The sequence below is a fragment of the Ruegeria sp. BF8 genome, assembly GCF_056538625.1.
Window position 1 is genome coordinate 380,284 of the sequence record NZ_JBQFTL010000003.1, and the last position, 25,171, is coordinate 405,454.

Here is a 25,171-nt window from a genome sequence, read left to right on the forward strand (position 1 = left end):
ATGACCATGGATGTTCGCTGAAAAACCCAGCCGATCCAGAATGTTGACCGCTAGAAAAGATCAGTCCGACCATGCCAGAAATCGACTTCGTTCCGGCCCATACCTTTCACGGAAGGAAAGGTGCGATCGAGAACGCCTTTCGCTACTCGGTCGACTACATCCTGCTGGATCCCGAACAAGTGGCGGAAACGCCCGCGTTGTTTTCGTTAGATAAACCCAACCTCACCGGCTGGCGGACCCGGGATCATGGAGGGGAGCCTGGCGATGGTCGAGGTGCCCCGTGGCTCCGCGACGGTCTGCGGGCGATGCAAATCCCCCAACCCGCGCAGGTCCTGTTGCTGACCCAACCCCGGGTGCTGGGCCACGTATTCAACCCGGTCAGTTTCTGGTTTTGCCTGAATGACGCAGGCGCGCTGTTTGCCGTGGTGGCCGAGGTCACCAACACTCATGGAACGCGGCACAGCTATGTCTGCCACAAGCCGGGGTTTGACGTGATCGCTCCTTCCGATCGGATTTGCGCGACCAAGGTGATGCATGTCTCGCCGTTTCAAAAGATCGAGGGCACTTACACTTTCCGGTTCGACCTGCGCCCGGATCGGGTCGGGGTTTGGATCGACTACGGCCGCGACGGGGGCGGTTTGATTGCTACGCTCACGGGCGTCCGGCAACCTCTCACCAATGGCGCGATCCTTCGTTCGCTGCTGCGACGCCCGTTTGGCGCGCGGCGGGCGGTTGCATTGATCCACTGGCAGGCGCTGAAACTGTGGATCAAGAAGGCCACTTTCCGACCGTTCCGCACCGCGCCGGTGCCATCTCACCCCGTCTCGCGCCCACGCGAGTGACGATCTGCAGTTTGCGCAAGATCAAGGACGCAGGCGCGATGCAATGGTTGAGATGGACTCCAATTGCGGACAGAGGAGTTGAAACCAATGCTGGAAATCTCGCCAACCAAAGTCGCCCAAGTCGCCATGATGGGCCGCGAGCTGGATCGCGCCGAGGGCGAGCTGCGGGCTTTTATCGATCGCATGGACGAGGACGAGCAAGCCGAGTTGGTGGCGATCATGTGGATTGGACGTGAAAGCTTTTTCCCGGACGACCTCAGCGAGGCGATCGCTACGGCCAAGGCCGAGGCCTCGACGCCATGCGCCGATTACCTCATCGGCACGCCGCATCTGTCGGATCACCTTGAGAACGGGTTGGACGCGCTGGGCATCTCGGCCGAAGATGTCGAGAACGACCTGATGTAGACTTGGTCGCCCGCACGGTGTTTCTGCGCTATGCTCCGGGGCAGAGGGCGCCATGTATGGTGCAGCGCCCGGTCCACAGCAGGGGCGCCAGATGCCGCGCATGTTGAAGACGATATTGGTGTTGGCCCTTATGTCCGTTCCGGCGTGGCCGCAGCGTCCGGCGCTGGCCTGCACCGTTTGTCTGGCACTTCCCGAAAACTCTCTGGCCGACCGGTTGTTGTCTGCTTCGGTCATCCTTCTGGCCGCGCCCGCGCCCGACGACCCGTTCCGCTATGCACCCGTCGGGTTGCTGAAAGGCAGTTGGGACGAGGTTGCAGACCTCCCCCAGATACCGTTTCTGGTGGACAGCAGCACCCGGAATGCCCTGCGCGCCGATCCTGACCGGGTGGTCTTGATGATCTATGGCCCAGGCCGCCGGGACAAGGCCGGGCGCGCCTTTGATCAGTCCTGGACCAAGGGATTTCTGATGACGCCGCAGCGGGCCGATTTTGTTGCCGAGGTACAGGCGCAAGGCCAAGGCTGGCGGTTGGACGGATCCCGATCCGCCGAGCGCGCCGCGTTTTTCGCGGCCTATCTGAATTCCGGAGACCGGTTGTTGCGGAACACCGCTCTCATTGAACTCCACCGGGCACCCTATGCGTCTGCGCGCGGCCTGCGCGACGCTGCTGCAACCCCGGATCTTCTGCGCGATTTGCGGAGCCTGAATCGCGTAGCCTATGCCCCGGCAACGATCCGGCTGCTGGGCCTGCAATCTGATCCGGCCGCGGCAGAGGCGGTGCGCACGGTCTATCCAAAGGCGGTCGCCACCGGAGGGTTCAACCTGCGCGAATGGGCGCTTGCCGGTATCGAAATCGACGGCGACCAAGCCCTGAATACGATCCAGGAGGCTCTGACCGCCAGCCCGCTTTCTCCAAAGGATCGCCAGGCGATCATCGCGGCGCTGATCGACGGCGGCGATGCGATGCCGGAACACCGCGGGAAGATCCTGGATATCTTTGCCGGCGAGATTGCGCACGACCAAAGCACGGCCGGGCAGATCGCCCTGGCCACGCGCGATTGGGGGGATGATAAGCTTGCCCCTGCGCTGCGGGCGCTTCTGGCTGACCCGCAGATCGACCCCGCCACCGCCTTCGCCATCCGATTGGCCCTGCCATCCGGTCAGTGACCCCGCCAACCCTGACGTTAGGTTAACAAAGCTTAATCCGTTGGTCCGGAACCGTTAACGCGGCGTCCTTTTATCTGATGACAGTACTGCAATGCAGTTCGGATTTCAGGAGGACAAACCAATGGCAACCGCACAAACCACACAGTCGAACCACAGCCTGTTTCATGACCTTTTTGCAAAATACGCCGAGGCCAAGACCGAACGGTTTCGGAAGCAGATCTTTGCGAAGACGGTCCGTGACCTCGAACGCCTGAGCGACCAGCAGCTCCACGATATCGGCATCACCCGCTCAGACATCCCCCAAACGGCCTATCAGAGCGTCTATCAGCGGGCCGCGTTGACGCAGTAACCGGGGCCGCGCCCCAACAGGACACCGGCCAAACTGGGAGGAAACAGCCGATGCTCGACACAATGCAACCGACTCAACAACCCTGCCCATCCGCCAGCGCGCTGCTTCTGTTCGACCGCGCCATGCGCATCCGGGCGGTCAAGGATGACATCGTACGCGCGGCGCAACATTTGAGTGGTCTGGATGACCGGCAGCTGTCCGAGCTTGGCATCAACCGCAGCGATCTTGAGGAAACGATCGAGCGCTACATCTGAACCACAGGCGCCAATCCAACGGTTGGTGAAAACACCAGAAAAAAGCCATTCCGGTGCGTCCGGAATGGCTTTTTGGTTGGGTCAGGCCAGGTGGTCGACCACCTGTAGGTGCTGTGCCAGTTTGTCGATCTCGGCCATCCACCCCTGAACCAGTTTCGGATCGCTGGGCGCGGCATGGACACCGGCGGGAATGGCGCGGTTCAGCACCGCTTCGACCGCCAGCGAGACCGGGATCGACACCAAACGCGCCATCGCGCTGCCGCGTGCGTCGCCCCAGGCGTCCATCACATAGGTCTTGTGCCAGACCGGTATGCCGTCCTTCTCGGCCTTCAGGCCGACGCAGAGCACGACGCGGTCGGGCTCGCCCTCCTCATAGGCGTTCTCGGCCCAGAACTGGTCGGACATTTCGTTGAGCCGGGCATCGCCCTCGGGGCCTTCCAGCGTTTCGATTTCGCGGAACACGTCCGACCACGCATCCGACCAGCCGTTCAGCCGCAGAGTGCCGCGGACGAATTCCTTGACCGGCCAGTGCTCCTCGAAATGGTACTGCTGCATGAAGGGGATCGAGTCGCGGTTGGGATAGACCTCGAAGCTTTCGGGCGTGGGCAGCGGCGCGACATAGGTGCTGATCGCGTCCCAGGGCCGGGCCACGTCCAGCGGGGCATAGTCGCGGATCGACCGCGAGGGCGAGCGCAGCGCCTTGAGCACGCCCAGGGGCGACCAGCTGAACTTGTAGCGGAACGGGTTGGGGTTCTTGGGGATGCCGCCGCAATAGGAAATGAAGCTGAGGTGGTTTTCCGGGTCGAAGGCGTCGGACGCGCGGTAGTCATCGACCAGCGCATGGGCCATCAGGTGGTCGATGCCGGGGTCCAGCCCGACCTCGTTGACCAGCGCGACGCCGGCTTCGCGGGCCTTGTCGTCCAGCGCGCGCATCTCGGGCGCGATATACGAGGACGAGACGAAATGCGCGCCCTTCGCGATCGCCAGTTCTGCCAGCGGCACGTGCCAGTCGCCCGGCAGCATCGAGACGATCACGTCGCCCTTTTCCAGCACCGCGCTCAGAGCATCAATGTCGAAGGCCCGGATGTCGTCGGTCAGGTCGCCGACCTCGGCGCGGGCCTTGTCGACGGTCCGGTTCCAGACGGTGACCTTGTGGCCGGCCTCGATCAGGCGGCGCAGGCCGGGGATGGCCGACAGGCCGGTGCCACACCAGTGAATCGTCATGGCTCAGATCCTTTCGATATGGGATTTGAAGGTGTCCTCGGCCCGCGCCCAAACGCCCGAGGTCAGGTCTGTCAGGGTCAGCAACGAGGGCAGAAGTTGCGCGGCGTAGTCTTCCGAGCTTTCGACCGGCAGCATTGAGGGCAGGTTGTCGATGGCCATCACGTCCAGCACCGGGTCGGTGGCCACGCGCAGGGCGGGTTCTTCCCAGGTTGTGGCGCGGTCATAGACCGGCACCGGGTTGTAGTCGCTGTCGGGGTCGCAGGCCACGTCGCCGATGGCGGTCAGCTTGCGCGGGGCATTCAGCGCCTCCCGCGGGACGAAGACCGGGGTGCCGGGGCGCGCGAAGATGCAGTTGAGGAAGATGTCGTTTTCTAGGATTTCCGGGAACGGCCCGCCATCGGCGGTTTCGGCCATGTCCCACTTGGTCACCTCGACCCCCATCGCCTCGCACAGGTCGGACGCGCCGGTGCCGACCCTTCCCAGCGCGCCGATGACGATGGCGCGGGGGCGGGGGGCGCCGGTGGCGTCCAACTCGGCCAGAAGTTCGGCGTTCAGCGCGTCCTTGCCGGGATAGACGCCGACGGGGCCGCAAATCTCGCCGCGCTGCTGCGCCGCCCAAGTCTTGAGCGTCACCGCCGCGCCCGCGTAGCCCGCCCAATAGCCGAAGGCCGCGACCCGCCGCCCGTTTTCATCGACCAGGTATTCCAGATCATACAGCGTGCCGCCGCCGACCTTGAAGCGCTCCAGTAGCTTGCGGCCCGAATGCTGGCCCTTGAAAGCATGACCGAACATGATGTGGCGATGCGGCAGGGGCGTACCGTCCTCGGGCAGTTCCTTGAGGCCGAAGATGACCGCATCCAGCGGCGCCTCCGGCCACGAGTTCTCCGGCGCGATTTCGCAACCCGCCGCGCGGTAGCCGTCGATCGGGATGGCGCGGACATGGCTCTCCTCGACCGTCACGCGGATGCCGGCGGAGATCAGTTGCGCCGCGCCATCGGGCGTCAGGCCCACCCGTTCCTCGTTCGGGCGTTGTTCAGCCCGGACCCAAAGATGTGTCATGCGATGTCCTTTTGTCAGAGCATTCCGGCGGCCCGTACCGCCTGAACCGAGGGTCGGGCCTCCATCGCCGCGCGGAAGGCCTGGATCTTGGGAAAGGCCGTGACATCGACCCCGTCACCTTCCAACCAGCTGCAAACCACGTAGAGATAGGCGTCGGCCAGCGAGAATGCCTCGCCCAAAACAAACGGGCCGCGCAGCCCGTTGGACGAGATGTAAGCGCAGGACTCGGTCATCGTTTGGGCCACCTTGCCTTTCATGTCCTGCCAGCTGGACTCCTGATCCGCCCAACGATGACCGCGCATCTTGTGCGCATGGTTCACATGCATGGTCGAGGCCAGGTAGTACATCACCTCGCGCATCCGCGCGGCCAGGACCGGATTGTCCGGAACAAGCCCGGCCTTCGGGGCCTTGGCTGCGATGTATTCAAGCAGAGCGCCGGTTTCCGTCAGAATGCCACCATCGACCACCAGAGCGGGAACGCGACCCTTGGGGTTGATCTGCTTGTAGGCTGCCGTCGTCTGCTCGCCCGCTGCGAAGTCGAGCTTGATCGCCTCATAGTCCAGACCGGCTTCCTCAAGCGCGATGACAACGGCGATCGAGATAGTGCGGGGTGCGTAGTAGATCTGCATCTGGGACCTCCGATCCGGTTACAGGTGGGTCTGGGCGAAATGCCGGTCCGGCGCTTCCAGATGCGGAACCGCGTTGAACAGAACCGGGCTCAGGTCCGCTCCGATCGGGTGCAGACGATGCAATGAGGTGTTCATGATGGCAAGGGCCACGCGCGCCATCGCCGGGATGTCCAGCCCCATCGCCTGCCGCACCACCATCGAGATTAACCCACCCGAGGTCACCACGATGGCCGGCCCGTCGCCGTCATGGATTTCGCGCAGAGCGTCCGAGACGCGGGTTTCAAACTGCTCGAAGGTTTCGGGCGCGTTCCGAATGTCGCCGTTGGCCCAGGCCTTGAAGGTCAGCGGCAGGTGCTGAACGAAGCCTTCGCGGTCCGTCGGGATCGTCACGCCGTGCTGTTCTTCGAACAATTGCGCAAGGGTGAAATACTCGATTTCATTCAGACGTGCATCACGGACGGGTTCCGGCAGACCCATGCTTGCCGCCGTTTCCACATGCCGGGTCAGGGTGCCGCAAAACACCCGTGGATAATGGGCTTTGGTCTCGCGCAGATGGGCCCCAAGCCAGCGCGCCTGCTGATGCCCAAGCTCGCTGAGCTTGTCATAACTGTCTTCGTCTCGTGCGGTGGTGTTGGCCTGCCCGTGGCGTACCAATGTGATGTATGACATGTCGGTCCCTCTTGGCCCGAAGTCTTAGGGCAGCTTGCACGCAGGGGCCAGAGGTGTTCGGCCGGTTGCCGTCAAAAAACCGGGACAGGCTGCAACCGGGCTTGCGGGCGGACGGCCCGGCGATAGAGTTGCGGCAAGCGACAAGAAAGGACAGCGCAATGGCCGTGAATGCGCAGAGGTTTCTGGATGATCTGCACAAGCTGCGGGAATTCGGAGCTGCGGGGGTTGGTAAAGGCGTCGTGCGCCCGGCATATTCAGACGCGGACATTGCGGCGCGGCGATGGCTGGCCGACCGGTTTCAGGAGGCCGGGCTGCAACCGCATTTTGATCCGGTCGGAAACCTGTTCGGTCTGGCATCCGCGCCGTCGCTTTTGATGGGGTCACATTCAGACAGCCAGCCCGAGGGCGGTTGGCTGGATGGCGCGCTGGGCGTAATCGCGGCGTTGGAGCTGGCTCGCTCCAGCCAGCGCCCGATCTCGGTGGTCAGCTTTCAGGATGAGGAGGGCCGGTTCGGCGTCACGACCGGATCAGCCATCTGGTCCGGCAAGTTGCCCCTTGCGCAGGCCGACGACCTGACCGACCACGCGGGCATAGGGTTTGGCGATGCGCGCGCTCGGATGCAAAGTCTGACGCAGGATTTTGTGAACCCCGCCCAATTCACCGGGTTCATCGAAATGCATATCGAGCAGGGTCCGGTTCTGGATGCCAACGCCGAGGCCATCGGTGTGGTCTCGGACATCGTGGGCATTCGCGACGTGGTCATCGAGTTTTCCGGCCAGCAGAACCACGCCGGCACGACGCCGATGCACCTGCGCCGAGACGCGTTCCAGGCTCTGACGATCTTCAATGGCCTGATCAACGAGCGGTTCCGCAACGTGGTGACCCCGCAGACGGTCTGGACGATCGGTCATGTTGAGCTGTCTCCGAATGCCTCGTCAATCGTTCCTGGCCGGGTCCGTTTCTCGATGCAGTGGCGCGATCAGGAGACGGATCGTCTGGCCCGAATGGAAAGCATCATTCGTACGACCGCCCAAGAGGTGAGTGAATCCATCGGGGGCGATGCGCAGTTCGGGCCAATGTTGGGCATCGAACCGGTTGAGATGGATCCAACCCTCCGGCGGTCGCTGGAACACGGAGCCCAGACCGTCGCGCCCGGCAACTGGCGGGTCATGCCATCCGGGGCCTTGCACGATGCGTCGAACGTGGCAGCCTTGATGCCGGTCGGAATGCTGTTCGTGCCATCCATCAACGGTATCAGTCATGATTTCGCGGAGGACACTGCTGAAGGCGATCTGGTGACGGGGTTGAAGGCCTTGGAGGCGGCACTTGCCGATCGCTGAGGTATGGGGCCGCCGACCGTGAATATTGCAATTTCAGCTGTTGCGTAACGGAAAAAAGTTTCCTATACGACACAAAGCTGCAGCATGCAGATGTATACTCCTTGTCCATGAGCGATTTAGGCCGTGATGAATACCTGCGATCTGAAGTCGGACGGAACACCGCCAGCCGTGAAGTTGCCGGTACCGGAAAATGCATGTCGCCCTGCCAGAATTCCTCTGACTCGATCCGAAAAGGCTGCCGTGGCATGGTATTCCCAGCCATATGCTTCCGGATCCAGTCCATCGCGTCACTTTTGCCAAAAGAAAGAACACTGACATGCCTGGAATGAAGCGCACGCCGTTGTATGACCTTCATGTTGAGTTGGGAGGCAAGCTGGTTGATTTTGCGGGCTGGGAGATGCCCGTTCAGTATCCTTTGGGAATCATGGGCGAACACAAGCAGTGCCGCGAGAAGGCGGCGTTGTTCGACGTGAGCCACATGGGCCAGGTGATACTGCGGGGCGAGAATGTGGGCGAGAAGCTCGAGGCGCTGTGCCCGCAGGCTTTTGCGACGCTGCCCGAGGGCAAGGCGCGCTATGGGTTCTTCATCAACGCGGACGGCGGGATCATGGATGATCTGATCGTGTCGAACGCGGGCGATCATTTCTTCGTGGTGGTAAACGCGGCGCTGCGCGATCAGGACATTCCGCACATGCGCGCGCATCTGGACGGGGTCGAGGTGACCGAGATCTTCGACCGCGCGCTGGTGGCGGTTCAGGGCCCGAAAGCCGAGGACGTGGTGGGCGCACTGTGCCCCGCGGCCCGCGATCTGAAGTTCATGGAAACCACCGTGGCCCGGATTAACGGCGTCGAATGCCGGATCTCGCGACTGGGTTACACGGGCGAGGACGGCTATGAGATCTCGATCCCCGAGGACAAGGCGATCGAGGTCACCCGCGCCCTGCTGGCGCATGAGGATTGCGAACCAGCGGGCCTGGGCGCGCGCGACAGCCTGCGGCTGGAGGCGGGTCTGTGCCTCTACGGCAATGACATCGACCAAAGCACCTCGCCGATCGAGGCCAACCTTGCCTGGGCGATCCAGAAGCGGCGCAAGGAAGAGGGCGGCTTTCCCGGCGCGGATCGCATCCAGCGCGAACTGGCCGAAGGCCCGGCACGCAAGCTGGTGGGGATCAAACCCGACGGCCGCGCCCCGGCGCGACAGGGGGTCGAGGTGCAGGATCTTCAAGGTAACACGATCGGTCAGATCACCTCGGGCGGGTTCGGGCCAACGGTCGGCGGCCCGGTTGCGATGGGGTATGTCGCGGTCGGTCATACCGAGCCGGGCGAACAGGTGAATCTGATCATCCGGGGCAAGGCGCAGCCGGCGCGGATCGTGGCGCTGCCCTTCGTCAAACAGAATTACAAGCGTTGAAGTCAGGAGAGAGACAGCATGGCAACCTATTATTCCGAAGAACATGAATGGCTGACGGTCGAGGGCGACACGGCCACGCTGGGCATCACCAAGCATGCGGCCGAGCAGCTGGGCGAGGTGGTGTTCGTCGAGCAGCAGGACGTGGGTGAGGAGTTCGCGAAGGACGGTGAGATCGGGGTGATCGAATCCGTCAAGGCGGCCTCCGAGATCTATGCCCCGGTCGATGGCGAGATCCTCGAGGTGAACGAGGCGCTGGCCGACAATCCGGGCGCGCTGAACGAGGATCCCGAGGGCGAGGCGTGGATCTACAAGATCAAGATCACCGATGCCGCGCAGTTGGAAGATCTGATGGACGAGGCCGGCTACAAGGCGTTCATCGGCTAAACCCACGGGGTCCCGGCCTGGGGCTCCATCGTTTTGACTTGTGCCGCCGAATTTGGGCTCCGCCCGTTCGGGCCTGAAACTGTCCACCGGACAGTTCCCGGGACGGCCCCTACTTCCCGCCGGAGGCTTCCTCAGTCTCCGTCGGGCCTGACCTATCCATGGGAGCGCTGCAATGGCCTTCAAACTGACCGACTACGAAGCCTATGACTTTGCCAACCGTCGCCATATCGGTCCCAGCCCGACCGAGATGCGCGACATGCTCAAGGTGATCGGCTTCAAGACGCTGGACGATCTGATCGACGCCACCGTCCCCCCGGCGATCCGGCAGAAAGAGCCGCTGGACTGGGGCCCGGCGATGACGGAACGCGACGCGCTCTATCACATGAAAAAAGTGGCGGGGAAGAACAAGGTTCTGACCTCGCTGATCGGTCAGGGCTATTACGGCACCACCACCCCGGCGCCGATCCTGCGCAACATCCTGGAGAACCCGGCCTGGTACACCGCCTACACGCCCTATCAGCCCGAGATCAGCCAGGGCCGGCTCGAGGCGCTGCTGAACTTCCAGACCATGGTCAGCGACCTGACCGGGCTCGATGTGGCCAACGCATCCTTGCTGGACGAGGCGACCGCGGCGGCCGAAGCGATGGCGATGGCCAAGCGCGGCGGTCGGTCCAAGGCCAACAACGCGGCCTTCTTCGTGGACCGCAACTGCCACCCGCAGACCATCGCGGTGATCAAGACCCGGGCCGAGCCCCTGGGCATCGACGTCAAGGTCGCCGACCCTGACGAGCTGGACGCGGGCGCGGTGTTCGGCGCGATCTTCCAGTATCCGGGCACCTATGGCCATGTGCGCGACTTCACATCGGAAATCGCGGCGCTGCATGAACACAACGCCATCGCCATCGTGGCCGCCGACATCCTGTCGCTGGCGCTGCTGAAATCCCCGGGCGAGATGGGGGCCGACATCGCCGTGGGCTCGACCCAGCGCTTCGGCGTGCCGATGGGCTATGGCGGCCCGCACGCCGCCTACATGGCCACCACCGACAAGCTGAAACGGGCGATGCCGGGCCGGATCATCGGCGTCAGCATCGACAGCCGCGGCAACAAGGCCTATCGCCTGGCGCTGCAGACCCGCGAGCAACACATCCGCCGCGAGAAGGCCAATTCGAACGTCTGCACCGCGCAGGCGCTGCTGGCGGTGATCGCCTCGATGTATGCCGTGTACCATGGCCCAGACGGGATCAAGGCCATCGCGCAGTCGGTGCACCGCAAGACCTCGCGCCTGGCGGCCGGGCTGGAAGAGCACGGCTTCAAGGTCGAGCCCGAGGTGTTCTTCGACACGATCACGGTCGAGGTCGGCCCGCTGCAGAAGACCGTCATGGAGGCGGCGGTGGCGCGCGGCGTCAACCTGCGCAAGGTGGGCGAGACCCGCGTCGGCATCAGCCTGGATGAACAGACCCGCGCCGAGACGATCGAGGCGGTCTGGGGCGCCTTTGGCATCGACAAGAAGGACGACAGCTCGAACAAGCAGTACCGCCTGCCGGACTATGCGCTGCGCGAGACGCCCTATCTGACCCATCCGATCTTCCACAAGAACCGGGCCGAGGCCGAGATGACCCGCTATATGCGCCGTCTGGCCGACCGCGACCTGGCGCTGGACCGGGCGATGATCCCGCTGGGCTCCTGCACCATGAAGCTGAACGCCACGATCGAGATGATCCCGGTCACCTGGCCCGAGTTCGGCAATCTGCACCCGTTCTGCCCCGAAGATCAGGCGCAGGGCTATCACGAGATGATTGCCGATCTGAACGACAAGCTGTGCCAGATCACCGGCTATGACGCGATCTCCCAGCAGCCCAACTCGGGCGCGCAGGGCGAATATGCAGGCCTGCTGACCATCCGTAACTATCACTTCGCCCGCAGCGAAGGGCACCGCAATGTCTGCCTGATCCCGACCTCGGCGCATGGCACCAACCCGGCCTCGGCGCAGATGGTCGGCTGGCAGGTGGTACCGGTGAAGGCGGACGCGAAGGGCAACATCGATCTGACCGACTTCCGCGAGAAGGCCGAGAAACACTCGGATAACCTGGCCGGCTGCATGATCACCTACCCCTCGACCCACGGCGTTTTCGAGGAAACCGTGCAGGAGGTCTGCCAGATCACCCATGACCACGGCGGGCAGGTCTATATCGACGGGGCCAACATGAACGCCATGGTGGGTCTGTCGCGCCCCGGCGACATCGGCGGCGATGTCAGCCACCTGAACCTGCACAAAACCTTCTGCATTCCGCATGGCGGCGGCGGCCCCGGCATGGGCCCGATCGGCGTCAAGGCGCATCTGGCCGAGCACCTGCCGGGCCACCCGGAATACGGCACCGCCGTGGGTCCGGTTTCGGCGGCGCCCTTCGGGTCTCCGTCGATCCTGCCGGTCAGCTGGGCCTATGTGCTGCTGATGGGCGGTGCGGGTCTGACCCAGGCGACCAAGGTGGCGATCCTGAACGCCAACTACATCGCCGCGCGTCTGCAGGAGGCCTATCCGATCCTCTACACATCCGAGTCGGGTCGTGTGGCGCATGAATGCATCCTCGACACCCGCCCGCTGGCCGAGGCAGGCAACATCACCGTCGACGACGTGGCCAAGCGGCTGATCGACAGCGGCTTCCACGCGCCGACCATGTCTTGGCCGGTGGCCGGCACGCTGATGGTCGAGCCGACGGAATCCGAGCCCAAGGACGAGCTGGACCGCTTCTGCGACGCCATGCTGTCGATCCGTGCCGAGGCGCAGGATGTCATCGATGGCAGGATCGACCCCGAGAACAACCCGCTGAAGAACGCCCCCCACACGGTGCGCGACCTGGTGGGCGAGTGGGACCGACCCTACACCCGCGAACAGGCCTGCTTCCCGCCGGGTTCCATGGGCGTCGACAAATACTGGTCGCCCGTCAACCGCGTCGACAACGCCTACGGAGATCGGAACCTCGTCTGCACATGCCCGCCCATGGACGCATACGAAGAAGCCGCAGAATAAAAACACCGAAACCCCCGCCCGATCCGGCGGGGGTTTTCTCAGGGCTTGAAGTCCGCGGGCACGCCAAAGGGCGGCGTCTCCACGCTCGTCCCGGTTAGGGCGTGCAGGAACGCCACCAACTGCGCGATTTCACCGTCGCTCAGGTCAACTGGCGTGATGTCGACCTTGGCGCGTTGGCGTGCCATCTCGAACTGGTCCTGCCAGACGATGAAATCGGCCTGTTCCAGCCACGGCACCCGGGGCAGCGCGGCCTGATCGGTTGTCCAGCGTGACAGGCTGGTTGCCGGGTTCAGGTGGTGACGGATGATCCCTTCGAGGTCGAGAAAGGCGCCGTTGTGGCCATAGGGTGCGGTCAGCGCCACGTTGCGCAGCATCGGCGTGCGGAACCGGTAGGCGTCCTCCAGCCGGTCACTTTCGCCCATGCGACCCACGTCGCGGGCATAGGCGTCCCATTGCCGGGTGCGGCCGGGGCCGAAAGGCGGCAGGGCCAGTGCGTGGAATTTCTGATCCGACAGCAGCGGCCCCGAATGGCAGGTGGCGCACCGCGCCTTGCTGTAGAACAGCCGCATCCCGGCCTTCTGATCGGGGGTCAGGGCGGTCTCGTCCCCAGCCAGGTACTGGTCGAACGGGCTGTCGGTGCTGCGCCATTCGATGGCCATGAAAGCGGCCAGGGCGTTGGCGACATGGGTGATGGTGATGTCCTCGGTGCTGTCCACGTCGTCAAAGGCGGCCACCATCGCGGGGCCGTATTTCGGGTCGGTCCGCACCCGCTTGGCCAGGATCGGCCAGCCCTTGTCGATCCGGTCATGCACGGCGCCGGTGACCTCGTTCTCGGCCACGTTCCCGGCCATTTCGAACTGAGCGGTCAGCGGAAACAGCGCCTGTGCGGCCAGCAGCGAGTTCAGCCCTTCGGGCAGCCATTCCTGCGCGGGCGAGTTGAACCCGTTGCCATAGACGTCCGACAGGCTGAGCCGCCCGTCATGGAACATCGTGTGGATGTCGCGCGCGCCCAGGTTCCACAGGCCCGGCGCGTTGCGCGGGATGCGCTTGCGGATGCGGTCCGCCCCGGTGCCGGGCGTGCGGTCGGGGCCTAGACCCTGGCCGCCCTCGCCGATGCCCAGCGACAGGCCGTCGGAGGTGCCGAAATCGGGGTGGTGGCAATGAGCGCAGCTGATGTTGCGGTTGCCCGACAGGATCGCGTCATAAAATAGCTGGTGACCGATCGCGGCCTGATCCCTATCAAAGAACAGAAAGGCGTCATCGGTCAGCGGCGCGGGCAGCTCCTGCGCCCAGGCCGCCCCGCAAAACAGGAGACCCGCCGCCCCATGCGCCAGCTTGTGCTTGCCCTTTGTCTTGCCGCCACGCCCGTCTGGGCCGAACTGGAACAGGCCCGCGATCTGATGGAGGCGGGCGAGTTTGCCGCCGCGCGCGAACAGCTTCTGCCCGCGGCCCGGTCGGGCAACGCCGAGGCCGAGGAGCTGATCGGCGTGATGTACGGCCTTGGCCTTGGGGTCGAGCAGGACTATGAGCGCGCGTTCGAATGGTATCTGCGCGCCTCGATGAAGGGGCATCCGGGCGCGCAATCGGGTGTCGGGTGGTATTACGAGCTGGGCCTGGGACTGCCCGCGCCCGACCTGGTTCGGGCCTACATGTGGTACACGCTCAGCGCCATCGGCGGCGACCCCGATGCGGCGATCAGCCTGGAAGAGGTGGTCAAGAAGATGACGCCCGAACAGATCGAAAAGGCCCATGTGTTGGTCAATGACTACAAGGGGTGGATGTACCCCTTTCGGTAAAGGCGGGCCGGGATGACGCGACACCCCGGCCCGAACCGTATCAGTTCAGGTCGGCGGCGCGTTCCGCGTTGATCTCGGCTTCGGCCTCGGCCACGGCCGCGGTCAGAGCGCCATAGATCTCGTCCCCGCGCGCGACGTTCTGCTGGAACCAGTCATAGACCGGGGTCGCGGCCTGCTTGAACGCTTCTTTTTCCTCGGGGGTCGGCACGTACAGGTCGCCGCCACCGGCCACGAAATCCTCGTAGGCCTGGATCGACTTGCGCTTGGGCGAGGCAAAGGTGGCCTGCTGCAGCGCATAGAACCCATCGACGACGACACGGCGCAGGTCTTCGGGCATTTCCTGGAACTTGGCGTTGTTCATCCACCAAAGCGCGCCCATATAGGCGTGCCCGTCCAGCGTTACATATTGCAGGCCGGCATCGGGGAATTTCATGCCCATGATGTCGGTGATGCCGTTTTTCGAGCCGTCAACCACGCCGGTCTGGAAACTGGTGAAGAGTTCCGGCCACGGGATCGGAGTGGGCGAGGCGCCCAGGGCCTTGACCAGTTCCTGCGGCAGGTCTGCGACCACGGTGCGGATCTTCAGCCCGTCCATGTCGGACGGCTGGGTCACGCGGCGCTTGGTGTTGGCGAAATTGCGCCAGCCGCCGGTGTTGCCAATGGTCATCAGGCGGATCGCGCCGCCCGAATCCTCCAGCGCCATTTCGCGCATCTTGCGGGTGAAATCACCCGACAGGACCCGCTCGGCGATGCGGTCGTCGGCCATCAGATAGGGCAGGTCCAGAACCTGCACATACGGAAAGATGCCCGAGGCCCCGCCCGAGGTCGAGATGTAGATGTCGATGGTGCCGTCGGCCACGCCCTGCAGGCATTCGGCCCCGTTCGAGCACAGCTGCGTGCCGATGAACAGCTCGACCTCGATCGCGCCATTCGAGGCGTTCTCGACGAAGTTCTTGAACACGACCAGGCCGTCATAGTCCTCGTCGTTTTCGTTCGAGTTGGCGGTGGCGCGCAGCGTATAGTCGGCCGCCGAGGCCGCCAGCGCCGAGGCCGCCACCAGCGACGTGGCCAGTGCTGCGGTTTTGAAGAATGTTCTGAGCATGCGTTTCCTCCCTGTGGTACTCAGTCTAGTTTGCAAACCCCGTCAGTCTCGGGATCGTCATGGATATTGCGGGGACATAGGTGATCAGGAAGATCACTGCGATTTCGACGGCCAGGAACGGCAGGATCGCCTTGGCGATGGTTTCCACCCGTTCGCGTGACACGGCGGCGGCCACGAACAGCACCAGCCCCATGGGCGGCGTGGCCAGGCCAACGGTCAGGTTGACGCTCATGATGATGGCGAAATGGATCGGGTCTACGCCCAGGCTGGTGAAGATCGGGCCCAGGATCGGCCCCAGGATGATGATCGCTGGGCCTGCATCCAGGAACATGCCCACGACGAACAGCAGCAGGTTGATCAGGAACAGCAGGATTAGAGGGTTTTCGGACAGTCCGAGAATCAGCGCGGCCAGTTGCTCGGGCGCATGGCTGAGGCTGACCACGGTCTTGAACGCCATCGCGGCCCCCACCAGCAGCAGCACCACGGCCGAGGTCATGCCCGCATTGCTGAGGACTTCGGGCACCTCTTTCAAGGTCAGCGTGCGCAGCACGAAAAACCCGATGATGAAGGCATAACCCACCGCAACGGCTGCGGCCTCGGTCGGGGTAAAGATGCCGCCCAGAATGCCGCCCAGGATGATTACCGGCGTCATCAGCGGGAAAAAGGCCTTGAGGCTGGCCTGACCGCGCTCGGGCCAGGTGTATTTGCGGCTGGCCACCGGGAAATCATACCGATTGGCCATGACCTTGATCATCAGCATCAGACCGATGCCCACCATGACACCCGGCACGATGCCCGCCAGGAACAGGGCCGCGACGCTTTCGCCCATGACATAGGCATAGATGATCATGATCCCCGAGGGCGGGATGATCGGCCCGATGACCGAGCTGGCGGCGGTGATCGCGGCGGCGAACTTGCGGGTATAGCCCTGCTTTTCCATCGCCGGGATCAGCATCGATCCCAGCGCCGAGGTATCGGCCACCGCCGAGCCCGACAGCCCCGCGAACAGGATCGAGCTAAGCACGTTCACATGCGCCAGCCCGCCGCGCAGGTGCCCCATCAGCGCCTGGCTGAACTCGACCAGACGGATGGTGATGCCGCCGCGGTTCATCAGCTCTCCGGCCAGCATGAAGAAGGGGATGGCCATCAGCGGAAAGCTGTCCATCCCGTTGTAGACATTGCGGTACAGCAGGGTGATGTCGTTGGTCTGGCCGTTCAGCCACAGCAGCAGGCCGGGTGCGGCCAGCAGCGCGAAAAAGACCGGCAGGCCGATCAGCAGAAACACCAGAAAGACGGGCAGGAACCAGACCAGCATCTATTCGGCCCCCACGGCGGCTTCGGGGATTTCGGGCAGCAGGTCACCGCCGCCCAGCATGGTGATGATCGACCGCAGGATCAGTTCGATGTTGACCGACAGCAGCAGGATCACGCCCACCAGCAGGGAGGCCATCATCCAGCTGCGCGGGATCCGGTACCATTCATCAAAGCCCAGCGAGGTGGGCAAATACAGCGCGGCGGTGGCGAAACGCCCGCCAAAACCGGTGACCTCGGACCAGCCGATGCGCACGGCGACCACCAGAACCGTCAGGCTGAGCAGCAGCAGAAACAGGTTCAGCAACTGGCCGGGTACGCGCGGCAGAAAGCGGACCAGCATGTCGATGGCCACGAACCCGCCGCGCCGGAATGCGGTGGGTGCCATCAGGCCCGTCATCCACAACATGCAGAACCGCGCGGCCTCGTCAGGCCAGGGCAGGGCGTTGCCCAGAACGTATCGGAAGAACACCTGAATCAGGATCGCGATCACCATGAAGGCGATCGCAACGACACCAACCGCGCGGCCCAGACGCAGCGCGGTTTCGTTCACGAATGCAATCGGCGCAAGCACCGACGTCAATCCGCCCATGCGGATCCTCCCTGTTCAGGCCGCGGGTTTGGCCCGCGACCGTGTCCCGCGCTTATTGGTGCGCGAATTGGCCGAGCTTGCCGGCGTAAAAGGTCAGCGCGTCTCCGTCCGCCATGCTGGCCCGCAAGACCTTGCCCACCACGATAACGTGATCGCCCGCATCGTGATACGCATGTTGTTCACATTCGAACCGCGCCAGGCATCCGCGCAGCAGCGGCGTTCCGTTTTCGCATCGGTCGTGGTCGATTTCGCGTAGGGCAAAGGCGTCTTTCGAGCAGCCAAAGCACAGCTCGGCTTGGTCGGCCGACAGAACATGAACACTGAAATGACGCGCCTTGTAAAAATAGGGGAACCGGCGCGAGTTCCGGTCGCCGGCCCACATCACCAAGGGCGGGTCCAGCGACAGCGAGGAAAAGCTGTTGGCCGTGATGCAGACCGGCCCGTCGGGGCTGTCGCACGTCACCACGGTAACGCCGGTGGCGAACCGGCCGAAAGCGTCCCGCAGGGTGCGGGTGTCGTCCTTGTGCGGAATGAAGGTGCGTGCCATGTCGTTCGAAAATGCGTTCATCATGGTACCTCATGCCCCAGCGCCGCCTCGTAGAGGCGGAACCAGACTTCACGATCCAGATTGACTTTGAGGGCGTCCGAAATGCGCTTGATGCGGTCCAGGCTATTGGTGCCCAGAACCGGCAGGATGCCGGCCGGATGGGCCAGCAGGAAGGCCACGGCCACCGCGGCCCGGTCGACGCCGAACTGCGCGCCGATCTCATCCGCGACCACGCCCACCGGAGGATTACCCGCCATCAGCGCTCCGCCGCCCAGCGGCGACCACGCCATCACCGGGTGGCCGTGCTGCTGGTGAAAGGCCAGATCGCCATTGGTGAACGGAGCGATCGCGCCCAGAGAAATCTCGATCTGGTTGGTCACCAGCGGGGTCTTCATGGCCGATTGCAGCAGTTGCCAGTCCCAGGGGCGGAAATTCGACACACCCACCGCGCGGACCTTGCCGCTGGCCACGACCTGGTCCAGCGCGGCGCCGGTTTCATGGTGGTCCATGAACGGGTCGGGGCGGTGGATCAGCAGCAGGTCGATATGGTCGATCGCCATTTCCCGCAGCGAGGTGTCGACCGATTTCAGGATGTGCGCGCGCGAGGTGTCATAGTATTTCACCTTGGCATCCGCATAGCGCCCGCAGGGGGCGACGATGTCGCATTTGGTGACGATCTCCATCCGGTCGCGCAGGCCGGGATTGGCGCGCAGGGCGTTGCCCAGAATCGCCTCGGCGCCATAGTCGCCATAGATGTCGGCCTGATCGAAGCTGGTGATGCCCTGATCCAGACAGGCGTGGATTTTGGCCGCCACATGCGCGGCCGAGGTGTCGCTGTCATCGCCCAGCCGCCACATGCCATAGACAAGGCGGCTCAGTTCCAGGGTGTCGGAAAGCTTGATACGTTGCATCAACGACGAACTCCGTTGCCCAGCGGCGTCGCCGGGGTGTCAGCAGGAACCCTTCCATAGGCTTCGGGAAGGGAACAGGTTTTCAGATGCGGCATCACGCGGGTGCCGAAATGGCGGGCCTCGTCCATATGCGGATAGCCCGAGAAGATGAAGGCGCGGATGCCCATCTTCTGATACTCTTCGATCTTCGACAGCACCTGGTCGGTCGACCCCACCAGCGCCGCGCCGCAGCCTGACCGTGCCCGGCCGACGCCCGTCCACAGGCCCGGCTCGACATAGCCGTATTTGTCGGCCAGCTCGCGGTTCCTGGCCTGATGCGAAACACCGAGCGAGGTGGCGTCCAGCGCCCGTTCGCGGATTGCGCGGCCGTATTCGTCATCCAGTTTCGACACGATATAGTCGGCATATTCCTTGGCCTCGGCCTCGGTGTCGCGCACGATCATGTGCACCCGCAGGCCATAGTCCAGCGTGCGTCCGTATTCGTCGGCCACCGCGTGTACGGCCTTCATCCGCTCGGCCAGCTGGTCTTTGGTTTCGGGCCACATCAGATAGACGTCGCAATGTTGCCCGCACAGCTTCAGTGCATCGGGCGAATAGCCCCCGAAATACAGCAGCGGCCCGCCGGTCTGATAGGGTTTGGCCGGATCGGTCGTCAGGCCCGAGAAATTGTAGACCTGACCCTGGTAATTGATCTCATCCTGCGTCCAGGCCTGTTTCAGAATCTCGACCACCTCGCGCGAGCGCTGGTAGCGATAGCTGCTTTCGGCCTTTTCCCCAGGAAAATCCGACGAGATGATGTTGACCGTCAGCCGCCCCTTCAGCATGTGATCCAGCGTCGCGATGGTGCGTGCCAGCATGATCGGCTGCATCTCGCCGCAGCGCACGGCGGCCAGCAGGTTGATCTTTTCTGTGATCGGCGCGCAGCCGGCCACGAAACTCAGCGTGTCCTGCCCCACCTGATACGAGGACGGGCACAGGATGTTGCGAAAGCCCTGCGCCTCGGCCTCTTTCACGATGCCCGAGCAATGTTCCCAGCTGGAGCGCAGATCGCTGTCGGGCACGCCGAGAAACTGATAATCGTCCGAGCACAGCGCCGCGAACCACGAAACCTCGGCCGCATCCAGATCGGGGGATGTGATGGGGACGATCGTCATCTGATTCTCTCTCTTGCCGGGCTCAACTTTTCTCTTGCGTAGCAATCACATTGATGTAGATCAATAGTGTATCAATTTTTTCTGCGACCAAGTGAAGCGCCCGCGTGCCCCCATCCACCAGAAACCCCAACGCCCTGCCGATCTATGTGCAGATCGCCGAGCTGCTGATCCGCGACATCGCCGCCGGCCGGCTGATCGACGGCGAGCGTCTGCCGCCCGAGCGGGACATGGCGGCGCAGTTGAACGTCTCGGTCGGGACACTGCGGAAATCGCTCGCCGAGCTGGAAAAAAAGGGGATGCTCGAGCGGATCCAGGGCTCGGGCAACTATGTGCGCGAGACCGGGACCCAGAACAGCGTCTATGCCATGTTCCGGCTGGAACTGCCCGAGGGCGGCGGCCTGCCGCGCGCCGACATCCTGTCGGTCGATCACCTGGACAAACCCGCCGACCTGCCCGATTTCGGCACCTCGCGGCGCGGGTCGCGCGTGCGGCGGATGCGCTATCTGAATGACACAATCATCGCGGTCGAGGAGATCTGGCTGGACGATTCAGCCGGTCTGATCGACCGGCGGCTGCTGTCGGACTCGCTCTATCGCTATTACCAGCAGCAGCTTGGGTTCTGGATCACCCGCGCCGTGGATCGGGTTTCGGTCGGCCGGCTGCCCGACTGGACCCCCGCGCACTTCACCCGGCCGGCGGGCGAGACCGTCGGTTACATCGAGCGGTTCAGCTGGTCGGAACGGCCTGAACCCGTAGAGTTTTCGAAAACCTGGTTCGACCCGGACCGGGCAACTTACGTCCAACGACTGAAATGACGAGGAAACGCGCATGACCCGGACCATCAATTACGGGCTGATCGGATGTGGCATGATGGGGCAGGAACACCAGCACAACATCGCCCTGCTGGAGGGCACGCAAGTGGCCGCCATTTTCGAGCCCGACCCCGAGATGGCGCGCGCCGCGCAGGCGATTGCGCCGGGGGCCAGAATGGTGGCTTCGGTGCAGGATCTGCTGGCGGTCGAGGAGTTGGACTGCCTGGTCATCGCCAGCCCCAACCATCTGCATGTGGATCAGATCGCCCAGATCGCCGAAACGCGTCCCTTGCCGCTGTTGGTGGAAAAGCCGCTGTTCACCAACCCCGGCGATGCGGCCCGTCTGGCCGAGATCGAGCGCAGCTATCCCTGTCCGATCTGGGTGGCGATGGAATATCGCTACATGCCGCCCATCGCCGCCCTGATCACCGAGGCGCAGGACACCAGCGGCGGGGTCAAGATGCTGAGCATCCGCGAACACCGCTTTCCGTTCCTGGAAAAGGTCGGCAACTGGAACCGGTTCAACCGCAACACGGGCGGCACCTTCGTCGAGAAATGCTGTCATTTCTTCGACCTGATGCGCCTGATCCTGCAATCCGATCCTGTACGCGTCAGCGCCAGCGGCGGGCAGGCCGTGAACCATCTGGACGAAACCTATGACGGCGAGACGCCCGACATCCTCGACCACGGCTATGTCATCGTCGATTTCGCCTCGGGCGCGCGGGCGATGCTGGAGCTGTGCATGTTCGCCGAAGGTGCGCAGTATCAGGAGGAAATCTCGGTCGTCGGCCCCAAGGCCAAGATCGAGGCGCTGGTCCCCGGGCCGGGCCGGTTCTGGCCCGAACATCTGGGCGCGCCGCCGGTGCCGCAGCTGATCGTCAGCCCGCGCGACCCCAAGGGCCCTGTCGCCCGCGACATTCCCGTCGACCCGCGCCTGCTGGCGGCGGGCGACCACAACGGCTCGACCTTCTATCAGCACCAGGGCTTTCTGGCGCTGGTGCGCGGTGAGCGCGACGCCCCGGATGTCAGCCTGACCGACGGCATGTGGGCAGTACGCATGGGTCTGGCGGCGCAGCAATCGCTGGCCACGGGCGAAACCGTCCGGCTGGATCGCTGAGGTCTTTCTGCGGGTGCAAAATGCGCCGATCGGAAACCTGTGTTCCGATTTGGCGTCACCGCCCGTGTCGTTTTTGATATTCAAAGCGTCTTTTCCGCTTGCCCGCCCAACCGCGGCCCCCTAGGTCTGGCCGCGGGACACCCCTCCCCAACGAGGGGCGTATATCTGGAAGGGTAACACCAATGACCATCGAACGACCGGCAGCGCGGCCGGCCAATCCGCGTTTTTCCTCGGGCCCCTGCGCCAAACCCCCTACATTCGAGCTGAACAAGCTGGCTGGTGCCGCGCTGGGCCGATCGCACCGCGCCGCCGTCGGCAAGGACAAGCTGAAGGCCGCCATCGAAGGCACGCGCGAGCTGCTGGGCATTCCGGCCGACTATCGCATCGGGATCGTTCCGGCCTCGGATACCGGCGCGGTGGAAATGGCGCTGTGGTCGCTTCTGGGCGAACGCAAGGTCGAGATGCTGGCCTGGGAAAGCTTTGGCGCGGGTTGGGTTACCGACGTGGTCAAACAGCTGAAGATCGACGCCGAGGTGAAAACCGCCGATTACGGGCAGATCGTCGATCTGGCGTCCATCGATTTCAACAATGACGTGGTCTTTACCTGGAACGGGACCACCTCGGGCGTGCGGGTTCCGAATGGCGACTGGATCGCCGATGACCGCGCCGGCCTGACCATCTGCGACGCCACCAGCGCCGCTTTCGCCATGGACCTGCCTTGGGACAAGCTGGATGTCACCACCTTCAGCTGGCAGAAGGTTCTGGGTGGCGAGGCGGCGCATGGCATGCTGATCCTCAGCCCCCGCGCGGTCGAGCGGTTGGAAAGCTATACCCCCGCGTGGCCGCTGCCGAAGATCTTCCGTCTGACCAAAGGCGGCAAGCTGATCGAGGGCATCTTCCAAGGTGCCACCATCAACACGCCGTCGATGCTGGCGGTCGAGGATTACCTGTTCGCGCTGGACTGGGCGCGCTCGGTCGGCGGGCTGCAGGGCCTGATCGCCCGCGCCGATGCCAATGCGCAGGCGATCTTTGACTTCTGCGACCAGAACGACTGGATCGACAACCTGGCCGAGGACCCGGCCACCCGGTCGAACACCAGCGTCTGCCTGAAATTCACCGATCCGCGCATTCGCGACGGCGCCAGCTTTGCCAAGGCGGTCGCCAAGCGGCTGGAGGCCGAGAACGTGGCACTGGACATCGGCGCGTATCGCGACGCGCCGGCCGGGCTGCGCATCTGGTGCGGCGGCACGGTCGAGACGTCCGACATCCAGGCGATGCTGCCCTGGCTGAAATGGGCGTTCGAGGCCGAGATCGCAGCTCAGGCCGAAGCCGCCTGACCCTTTTCCCCCGACAAGATCCGGGCCGCGACCGGCCCGGAATTATCATCCCATTCAAGGACCACGCACATGGCCCCCAAAGTACTCGTATCCGACAAGCTCAGCGAAACCGCGGTTCAGATCTTCCGCGACCGCGGCATCGACGTGGATTTCATGCCCGATGTGGGCAAGGACAAGGAAAAGCTGGCCGAGATCATCGGCAACTATGACGGCCTGGCCATCCGCTCGGCCACCAAGGTCACCGAGAAGATCCTGGAAAAGGCCGACAGGCTGAAGGTGATCGGCCGCGCCGGGATCGGCACTGACAACATCGACAAGGAAGCCGCCTCGAAAAAGGGCGTGATCGTGATGAACACGCCCTTCGGCAACATGATCACCACTGCCGAGCATGCCATCGCGATGATGTTCGCTGTGGCGCGCCAGATCCCCGAGGCCAACGCCAGCACCCATGCCGGCAAGTGGGAAAAGTCCAAGTTCATGGGGGTCGAGCTGACCAACAAGACGTTGGGCGTGATCGGTGCCGGCAATATCGGCGGCATCGTCTGCGACCGGGCGCACGGGTTGAAGATGAAGGTCATCGCCTATGACCCCTATCTGGGCCAGGAGAAGGCCGACAAGATGGGCGTGGAAAAGGTCGAGCTGGACGAGCTGCTGGCACGGGCCGATTTCATCACCCTGCACGTGCCGCTGACCGACCAGACCCGCAACATCCTCAGCCGCGAGAATCTGGCCAAGACCAAGAAGGGCGTGCGCATCATCAACTGCGCCCGCGGCGGTCTGGTCGACGAAGAGGCGCTGGCCGAACTGATCAAATCCGGCCATGTCGCCGGCGCGGGGTTCGACGTGTTCAGCGAAGAACCGGCCAAGGAGAACCCGCTGTTCGGCCTGCCCAACGTGGTCTGCACCCCGCATCTGGGCGCCGCGACCACAGAAGCGCAGGAAAACGTGGCGCTGCAGGTGGCCGAGCAGATCTCGAACTATCTGCTGACCGGGGCGGTCGAGAATGCACTGAACATGCCCAGCGTCACCGCCGAAGAGGCCAAGGTCATGGGACCGTGGATCAAGCTGGCCGGCCATCTGGGCAGCTTCATCGGCCAGATGACCGACGAGCCGATCAAGGCGATCAACATCCTGTATGACGGCGTGGCGGCGCAGATGAACCTGGCCGCGCTGAACTGCGCGGTGGTGGCGGGGATCATGAAACGCTCGAACCCTGAGGTGAATATGGTCTCGGCTCCGGTCGTGGCCAAAGAGCGCGGCGTCAAGATCTCGACCACCAACCAGGACAAGTCGGGCGCCTTCGAGGGCTATATCAAGGTGACCGTGGTGACCGACAAGCGCGAACGCTCGATCGGGGGCACCGTGTTCAGCGACGGCAAGCCGCGCTTCATCCAGATCAAGGGCATCAACATCGATGCCGAAGTCGGTGCGCACATGCTGTACACCACCAACGAGGACGTGCCGGGCATCATCGGCACCCTGGGCAAGACCATGGGCGAGCATGGCGTGAACATCGCCAACTTTACCCTGGGCCGCGCCCAGGCGGGGGGCGAGGCGATCGCGCTGCTGTATGTTGACGAGCCGGTTCCGGCAGAAGCCCGCGCCAAGCTGGCCGAAACCGGGCTGTTCACCCAGATCAAGCCGCTGGAGTTCGACGTGGTTTGATCCGGCAAGACCCGGATGAAAGCGATTGACGCCTGCACCCGCCCGGTGCAGGCGTTGTCGTTGCAAAG

Annotated in this window: 25 protein-coding genes; 14 read left to right on the forward strand and 11 right to left on the reverse strand. The window is 63.8% G+C overall.

All coding sequences use genetic code 11. The features are described 5' to 3' along the window. The first annotated feature begins 71 nt into the window (after window positions 1-71). The 5 genes from ACR0LD_RS12460 to ACR0LD_RS12480 all read left to right on the forward strand — a co-directional run bounded on the left by ACR0LD_RS12460 (window position 72) and on the right by ACR0LD_RS12480 (window position 3,015). A complete protein-coding gene (locus tag ACR0LD_RS12460) occupies window positions 72-842 on the forward strand; it encodes a DUF1365 domain-containing protein (protein WP_170444159.1) in 771 nt (256 codons plus the stop codon). An 87-nt stretch (window positions 843-929) separates the two neighbouring features. After that, entirely contained in the window at window positions 930-1,247 is a 318-nt protein-coding gene (locus tag ACR0LD_RS12465) for a DUF3775 domain-containing protein (RefSeq protein ID WP_093964170.1), read from the forward strand. A 91-nt stretch (window positions 1,248-1,338) separates the two neighbouring features. Beyond that, a complete protein-coding gene (locus tag ACR0LD_RS12470) occupies window positions 1,339-2,412 on the forward strand; it encodes a hypothetical protein (protein WP_480637212.1) in 1,074 nt (357 codons plus the stop codon). 121 nt (window positions 2,413-2,533) lie between these two features. Next, the gene (locus tag ACR0LD_RS12475) at window positions 2,534-2,761 is read left to right on the forward strand and encodes a DUF1127 domain-containing protein (protein ID WP_170360650.1); all 228 of its coding nucleotides are present in this window, start codon (window positions 2,534-2,536) and stop codon (window positions 2,759-2,761) included. A 50-nt stretch (window positions 2,762-2,811) separates the two neighbouring features. Next, window positions 2,812-3,015 carry a DUF1127 domain-containing protein gene (locus tag ACR0LD_RS12480; protein WP_093964173.1) on the forward strand — a complete coding sequence of 68 codons (204 nt, stop codon included), beginning with the start codon at window positions 2,812-2,814 and terminating at the stop codon, window positions 3,013-3,015. Between the two features lie 81 nt (window positions 3,016-3,096). On the opposite strand, the gene ACR0LD_RS12485 is transcribed toward ACR0LD_RS12480, so the two are convergent. From ACR0LD_RS12485 to ACR0LD_RS12500, 4 genes are read right to left on the reverse strand one after another with little or no spacing between them, the layout of a single operon-like run. Beyond that, window positions 3,097-4,239, reverse strand: a complete 1,143-nt coding sequence (locus tag ACR0LD_RS12485; protein WP_480637214.1) for a saccharopine dehydrogenase family protein — start codon at window positions 4,237-4,239, stop codon at window positions 3,097-3,099. A 3-nt stretch (window positions 4,240-4,242) separates the two neighbouring features. Next, on the reverse strand, window positions 4,243-5,298 hold the full coding sequence (locus ACR0LD_RS12490; RefSeq protein ID WP_480637215.1) for a saccharopine dehydrogenase: 1,056 nt from the start codon (window positions 5,296-5,298) through the stop codon (window positions 4,243-4,245). 14 nt (window positions 5,299-5,312) lie between these two features. Next, window positions 5,313-5,927 (reverse strand): glutathione S-transferase family protein, encoded by a 615-nt coding sequence (locus ACR0LD_RS12495; protein WP_170439871.1) that lies wholly within the window; start codon window positions 5,925-5,927, stop codon window positions 5,313-5,315. 18 nt (window positions 5,928-5,945) lie between these two features. Beyond that, a complete protein-coding gene (locus tag ACR0LD_RS12500; RefSeq protein WP_170342072.1) occupies window positions 5,946-6,596 on the reverse strand; it encodes a histidine phosphatase family protein in 651 nt (216 codons plus the stop codon). A 158-nt stretch (window positions 6,597-6,754) separates the two neighbouring features. Between ACR0LD_RS12500 and ACR0LD_RS12505 the strand changes: the two genes are divergently transcribed. From ACR0LD_RS12505 to gcvP, 4 genes are all read left to right on the forward strand, one after another. After that, window positions 6,755-7,936 carry a hydantoinase/carbamoylase family amidase gene (locus tag ACR0LD_RS12505; protein ID WP_480637218.1) on the forward strand — a complete coding sequence of 394 codons (1,182 nt, stop codon included), beginning with the start codon at window positions 6,755-6,757 and terminating at the stop codon, window positions 7,934-7,936. 316 nt (window positions 7,937-8,252) lie between these two features. Beyond that, entirely contained in the window at window positions 8,253-9,347 is a 1,095-nt protein-coding gene (gcvT, locus tag ACR0LD_RS12510) for a glycine cleavage system aminomethyltransferase GcvT (RefSeq protein WP_480637220.1), read from the forward strand. 18 nt (window positions 9,348-9,365) lie between these two features. Then, window positions 9,366-9,731, forward strand: a complete 366-nt coding sequence (gene gcvH, locus ACR0LD_RS12515; protein WP_170360662.1) for a glycine cleavage system protein GcvH — start codon at window positions 9,366-9,368, stop codon at window positions 9,729-9,731. A gap of 172 nt (window positions 9,732-9,903) precedes the next feature. After that, window positions 9,904-12,759 (forward strand): aminomethyl-transferring glycine dehydrogenase, encoded by a 2,856-nt coding sequence (gene gcvP / locus ACR0LD_RS12520; protein ID WP_480637222.1) that lies wholly within the window; start codon window positions 9,904-9,906, stop codon window positions 12,757-12,759. Window positions 12,760-12,797: 38 nt separating this feature from the next. Here gcvP and ACR0LD_RS12525 read toward each other — a convergent pair whose 3' ends face one another. Next, window positions 12,798-14,039, reverse strand: a complete 1,242-nt coding sequence (locus ACR0LD_RS12525) for a cytochrome-c peroxidase (protein ID WP_170391443.1) — start codon at window positions 14,037-14,039, stop codon at window positions 12,798-12,800. 45 nt (window positions 14,040-14,084) lie between these two features. Here ACR0LD_RS12525 and ACR0LD_RS12530 point away from each other — a divergent pair, with 45 nt between their 5' ends. Next, on the forward strand, window positions 14,085-14,555 hold the full coding sequence (locus tag ACR0LD_RS12530) for a tetratricopeptide repeat protein (protein ID WP_005980315.1): 471 nt from the start codon (window positions 14,085-14,087) through the stop codon (window positions 14,553-14,555). Window positions 14,556-14,595: 40 nt separating this feature from the next. Here ACR0LD_RS12530 and ACR0LD_RS12535 read toward each other — a convergent pair whose 3' ends face one another. Genes ACR0LD_RS12535 through ACR0LD_RS12560 form a run of 6 tightly spaced genes read right to left on the reverse strand, consistent with a single transcriptional unit; the run spans window position 14,596 to window position 20,172 of the window. Continuing rightward, window positions 14,596-15,657, reverse strand: coding sequence for a TRAP transporter substrate-binding protein (locus tag ACR0LD_RS12535; protein ID WP_170341179.1), 1,062 nt, complete (start codon window positions 15,655-15,657; stop codon window positions 14,596-14,598). 25 nt (window positions 15,658-15,682) lie between these two features. Further along, complete coding sequence (locus ACR0LD_RS12540) at window positions 15,683-16,972, reverse strand: TRAP transporter large permease (RefSeq protein WP_093964183.1); 1,290 nt, start codon at window positions 16,970-16,972, stop codon at window positions 15,683-15,685. Further along, on the reverse strand, window positions 16,973-17,560 hold the full coding sequence (locus ACR0LD_RS12545; RefSeq protein WP_005980318.1) for a TRAP transporter small permease: 588 nt from the start codon (window positions 17,558-17,560) through the stop codon (window positions 16,973-16,975). It lies immediately after the preceding gene. A 52-nt stretch (window positions 17,561-17,612) separates the two neighbouring features. Then, on the reverse strand, window positions 17,613-18,131 hold the full coding sequence (locus ACR0LD_RS12550) for a flavin reductase family protein (protein WP_170341184.1): 519 nt from the start codon (window positions 18,129-18,131) through the stop codon (window positions 17,613-17,615). Beyond that, entirely contained in the window at window positions 18,128-19,018 is an 891-nt protein-coding gene (locus ACR0LD_RS12555) for an aldo/keto reductase (RefSeq protein ID WP_480637226.1), read from the reverse strand. The genes ACR0LD_RS12550 and ACR0LD_RS12555 overlap by 4 nt, the downstream gene beginning before the upstream one ends. Then, complete coding sequence (locus tag ACR0LD_RS12560) at window positions 19,018-20,172, reverse strand: LLM class flavin-dependent oxidoreductase (RefSeq protein WP_480637228.1); 1,155 nt, start codon at window positions 20,170-20,172, stop codon at window positions 19,018-19,020. Before ACR0LD_RS12560 ends, ACR0LD_RS12555 begins: the two co-directional genes overlap by 1 nt. A gap of 104 nt (window positions 20,173-20,276) precedes the next feature. Here ACR0LD_RS12560 and ACR0LD_RS12565 point away from each other — a divergent pair, with 104 nt between their 5' ends. The 4 genes from ACR0LD_RS12565 (at window position 20,277) to serA (ending at window position 25,103) form a co-directional block, all read left to right on the forward strand. Next, window positions 20,277-20,987, forward strand: a complete 711-nt coding sequence (locus tag ACR0LD_RS12565; RefSeq protein WP_170391216.1) for a GntR family transcriptional regulator — start codon at window positions 20,277-20,279, stop codon at window positions 20,985-20,987. A 13-nt stretch (window positions 20,988-21,000) separates the two neighbouring features. Further along, on the forward strand, window positions 21,001-22,101 hold the full coding sequence (locus ACR0LD_RS12570) for a Gfo/Idh/MocA family protein (protein ID WP_480637230.1): 1,101 nt from the start codon (window positions 21,001-21,003) through the stop codon (window positions 22,099-22,101). Between the two features lie 182 nt (window positions 22,102-22,283). Beyond that, complete coding sequence (locus ACR0LD_RS12575) at window positions 22,284-23,438, forward strand: phosphoserine transaminase (RefSeq protein ID WP_170364801.1); 1,155 nt, start codon at window positions 22,284-22,286, stop codon at window positions 23,436-23,438. Window positions 23,439-23,507: 69 nt separating this feature from the next. Then, complete coding sequence (gene serA / locus ACR0LD_RS12580; protein WP_480637232.1) at window positions 23,508-25,103, forward strand: phosphoglycerate dehydrogenase; 1,596 nt, start codon at window positions 23,508-23,510, stop codon at window positions 25,101-25,103. The last annotated feature ends 68 nt before the right edge of the window (window positions 25,104-25,171 follow it).

What these genes read in the sequence shown, in the direction of transcription:
- ACR0LD_RS12460 (WP_170444159.1), top strand. Translation starts at nt 72, where the DNA reads ATGCCAGAAATCGACTTCGTTCCGGCCCATACCTTTCACGGAAGGAAA.
- ACR0LD_RS12465 (WP_093964170.1), top strand. Translation starts at nt 930, where the DNA reads ATGCTGGAAATCTCGCCAACCAAAGTCGCCCAAGTCGCCATGATGGGC.
- ACR0LD_RS12470 (WP_480637212.1), top strand. Translation starts at nt 1,339, where the DNA reads ATGCCGCGCATGTTGAAGACGATATTGGTGTTGGCCCTTATGTCCGTT.
- ACR0LD_RS12475 (WP_170360650.1), top strand. Translation starts at nt 2,534, where the DNA reads ATGGCAACCGCACAAACCACACAGTCGAACCACAGCCTGTTTCATGAC.
- ACR0LD_RS12480 (WP_093964173.1), top strand. Translation starts at nt 2,812, where the DNA reads ATGCTCGACACAATGCAACCGACTCAACAACCCTGCCCATCCGCCAGC.
- ACR0LD_RS12485 (WP_480637214.1), bottom strand. Translation starts at nt 4,239, where the DNA reads ATGACGATTCACTGGTGTGGCACCGGCCTGTCGGCCATCCCCGGCCTG.
- ACR0LD_RS12490 (WP_480637215.1), bottom strand. Translation starts at nt 5,298, where the DNA reads ATGACACATCTTTGGGTCCGGGCTGAACAACGCCCGAACGAGGAACGG.
- ACR0LD_RS12495 (WP_170439871.1), bottom strand. Translation starts at nt 5,927, where the DNA reads ATGCAGATCTACTACGCACCCCGCACTATCTCGATCGCCGTTGTCATC.
- ACR0LD_RS12500 (WP_170342072.1), bottom strand. Translation starts at nt 6,596, where the DNA reads ATGTCATACATCACATTGGTACGCCACGGGCAGGCCAACACCACCGCA.
- ACR0LD_RS12505 (WP_480637218.1), top strand. Translation starts at nt 6,755, where the DNA reads ATGGCCGTGAATGCGCAGAGGTTTCTGGATGATCTGCACAAGCTGCGG.
- gcvT (WP_480637220.1), top strand. Translation starts at nt 8,253, where the DNA reads ATGCCTGGAATGAAGCGCACGCCGTTGTATGACCTTCATGTTGAGTTG.
- gcvH (WP_170360662.1), top strand. Translation starts at nt 9,366, where the DNA reads ATGGCAACCTATTATTCCGAAGAACATGAATGGCTGACGGTCGAGGGC.
- gcvP (WP_480637222.1), top strand. Translation starts at nt 9,904, where the DNA reads ATGGCCTTCAAACTGACCGACTACGAAGCCTATGACTTTGCCAACCGT.
- ACR0LD_RS12530 (WP_005980315.1), top strand. Translation starts at nt 14,085, where the DNA reads ATGCGCCAGCTTGTGCTTGCCCTTTGTCTTGCCGCCACGCCCGTCTGG.
- ACR0LD_RS12535 (WP_170341179.1), bottom strand. Translation starts at nt 15,657, where the DNA reads ATGCTCAGAACATTCTTCAAAACCGCAGCACTGGCCACGTCGCTGGTG.
- ACR0LD_RS12540 (WP_093964183.1), bottom strand. Translation starts at nt 16,972, where the DNA reads ATGCTGGTCTGGTTCCTGCCCGTCTTTCTGGTGTTTCTGCTGATCGGC.
- ACR0LD_RS12545 (WP_005980318.1), bottom strand. Translation starts at nt 17,560, where the DNA reads ATGGGCGGATTGACGTCGGTGCTTGCGCCGATTGCATTCGTGAACGAA.
- ACR0LD_RS12550 (WP_170341184.1), bottom strand. Translation starts at nt 18,131, where the DNA reads ATGATGAACGCATTTTCGAACGACATGGCACGCACCTTCATTCCGCAC.
- ACR0LD_RS12555 (WP_480637226.1), bottom strand. Translation starts at nt 19,018, where the DNA reads ATGCAACGTATCAAGCTTTCCGACACCCTGGAACTGAGCCGCCTTGTC.
- ACR0LD_RS12560 (WP_480637228.1), bottom strand. Translation starts at nt 20,172, where the DNA reads ATGACGATCGTCCCCATCACATCCCCCGATCTGGATGCGGCCGAGGTT.
- ACR0LD_RS12570 (WP_480637230.1), top strand. Translation starts at nt 21,001, where the DNA reads ATGACCCGGACCATCAATTACGGGCTGATCGGATGTGGCATGATGGGG.
- ACR0LD_RS12575 (WP_170364801.1), top strand. Translation starts at nt 22,284, where the DNA reads ATGACCATCGAACGACCGGCAGCGCGGCCGGCCAATCCGCGTTTTTCC.
- serA (WP_480637232.1), top strand. Translation starts at nt 23,508, where the DNA reads ATGGCCCCCAAAGTACTCGTATCCGACAAGCTCAGCGAAACCGCGGTT.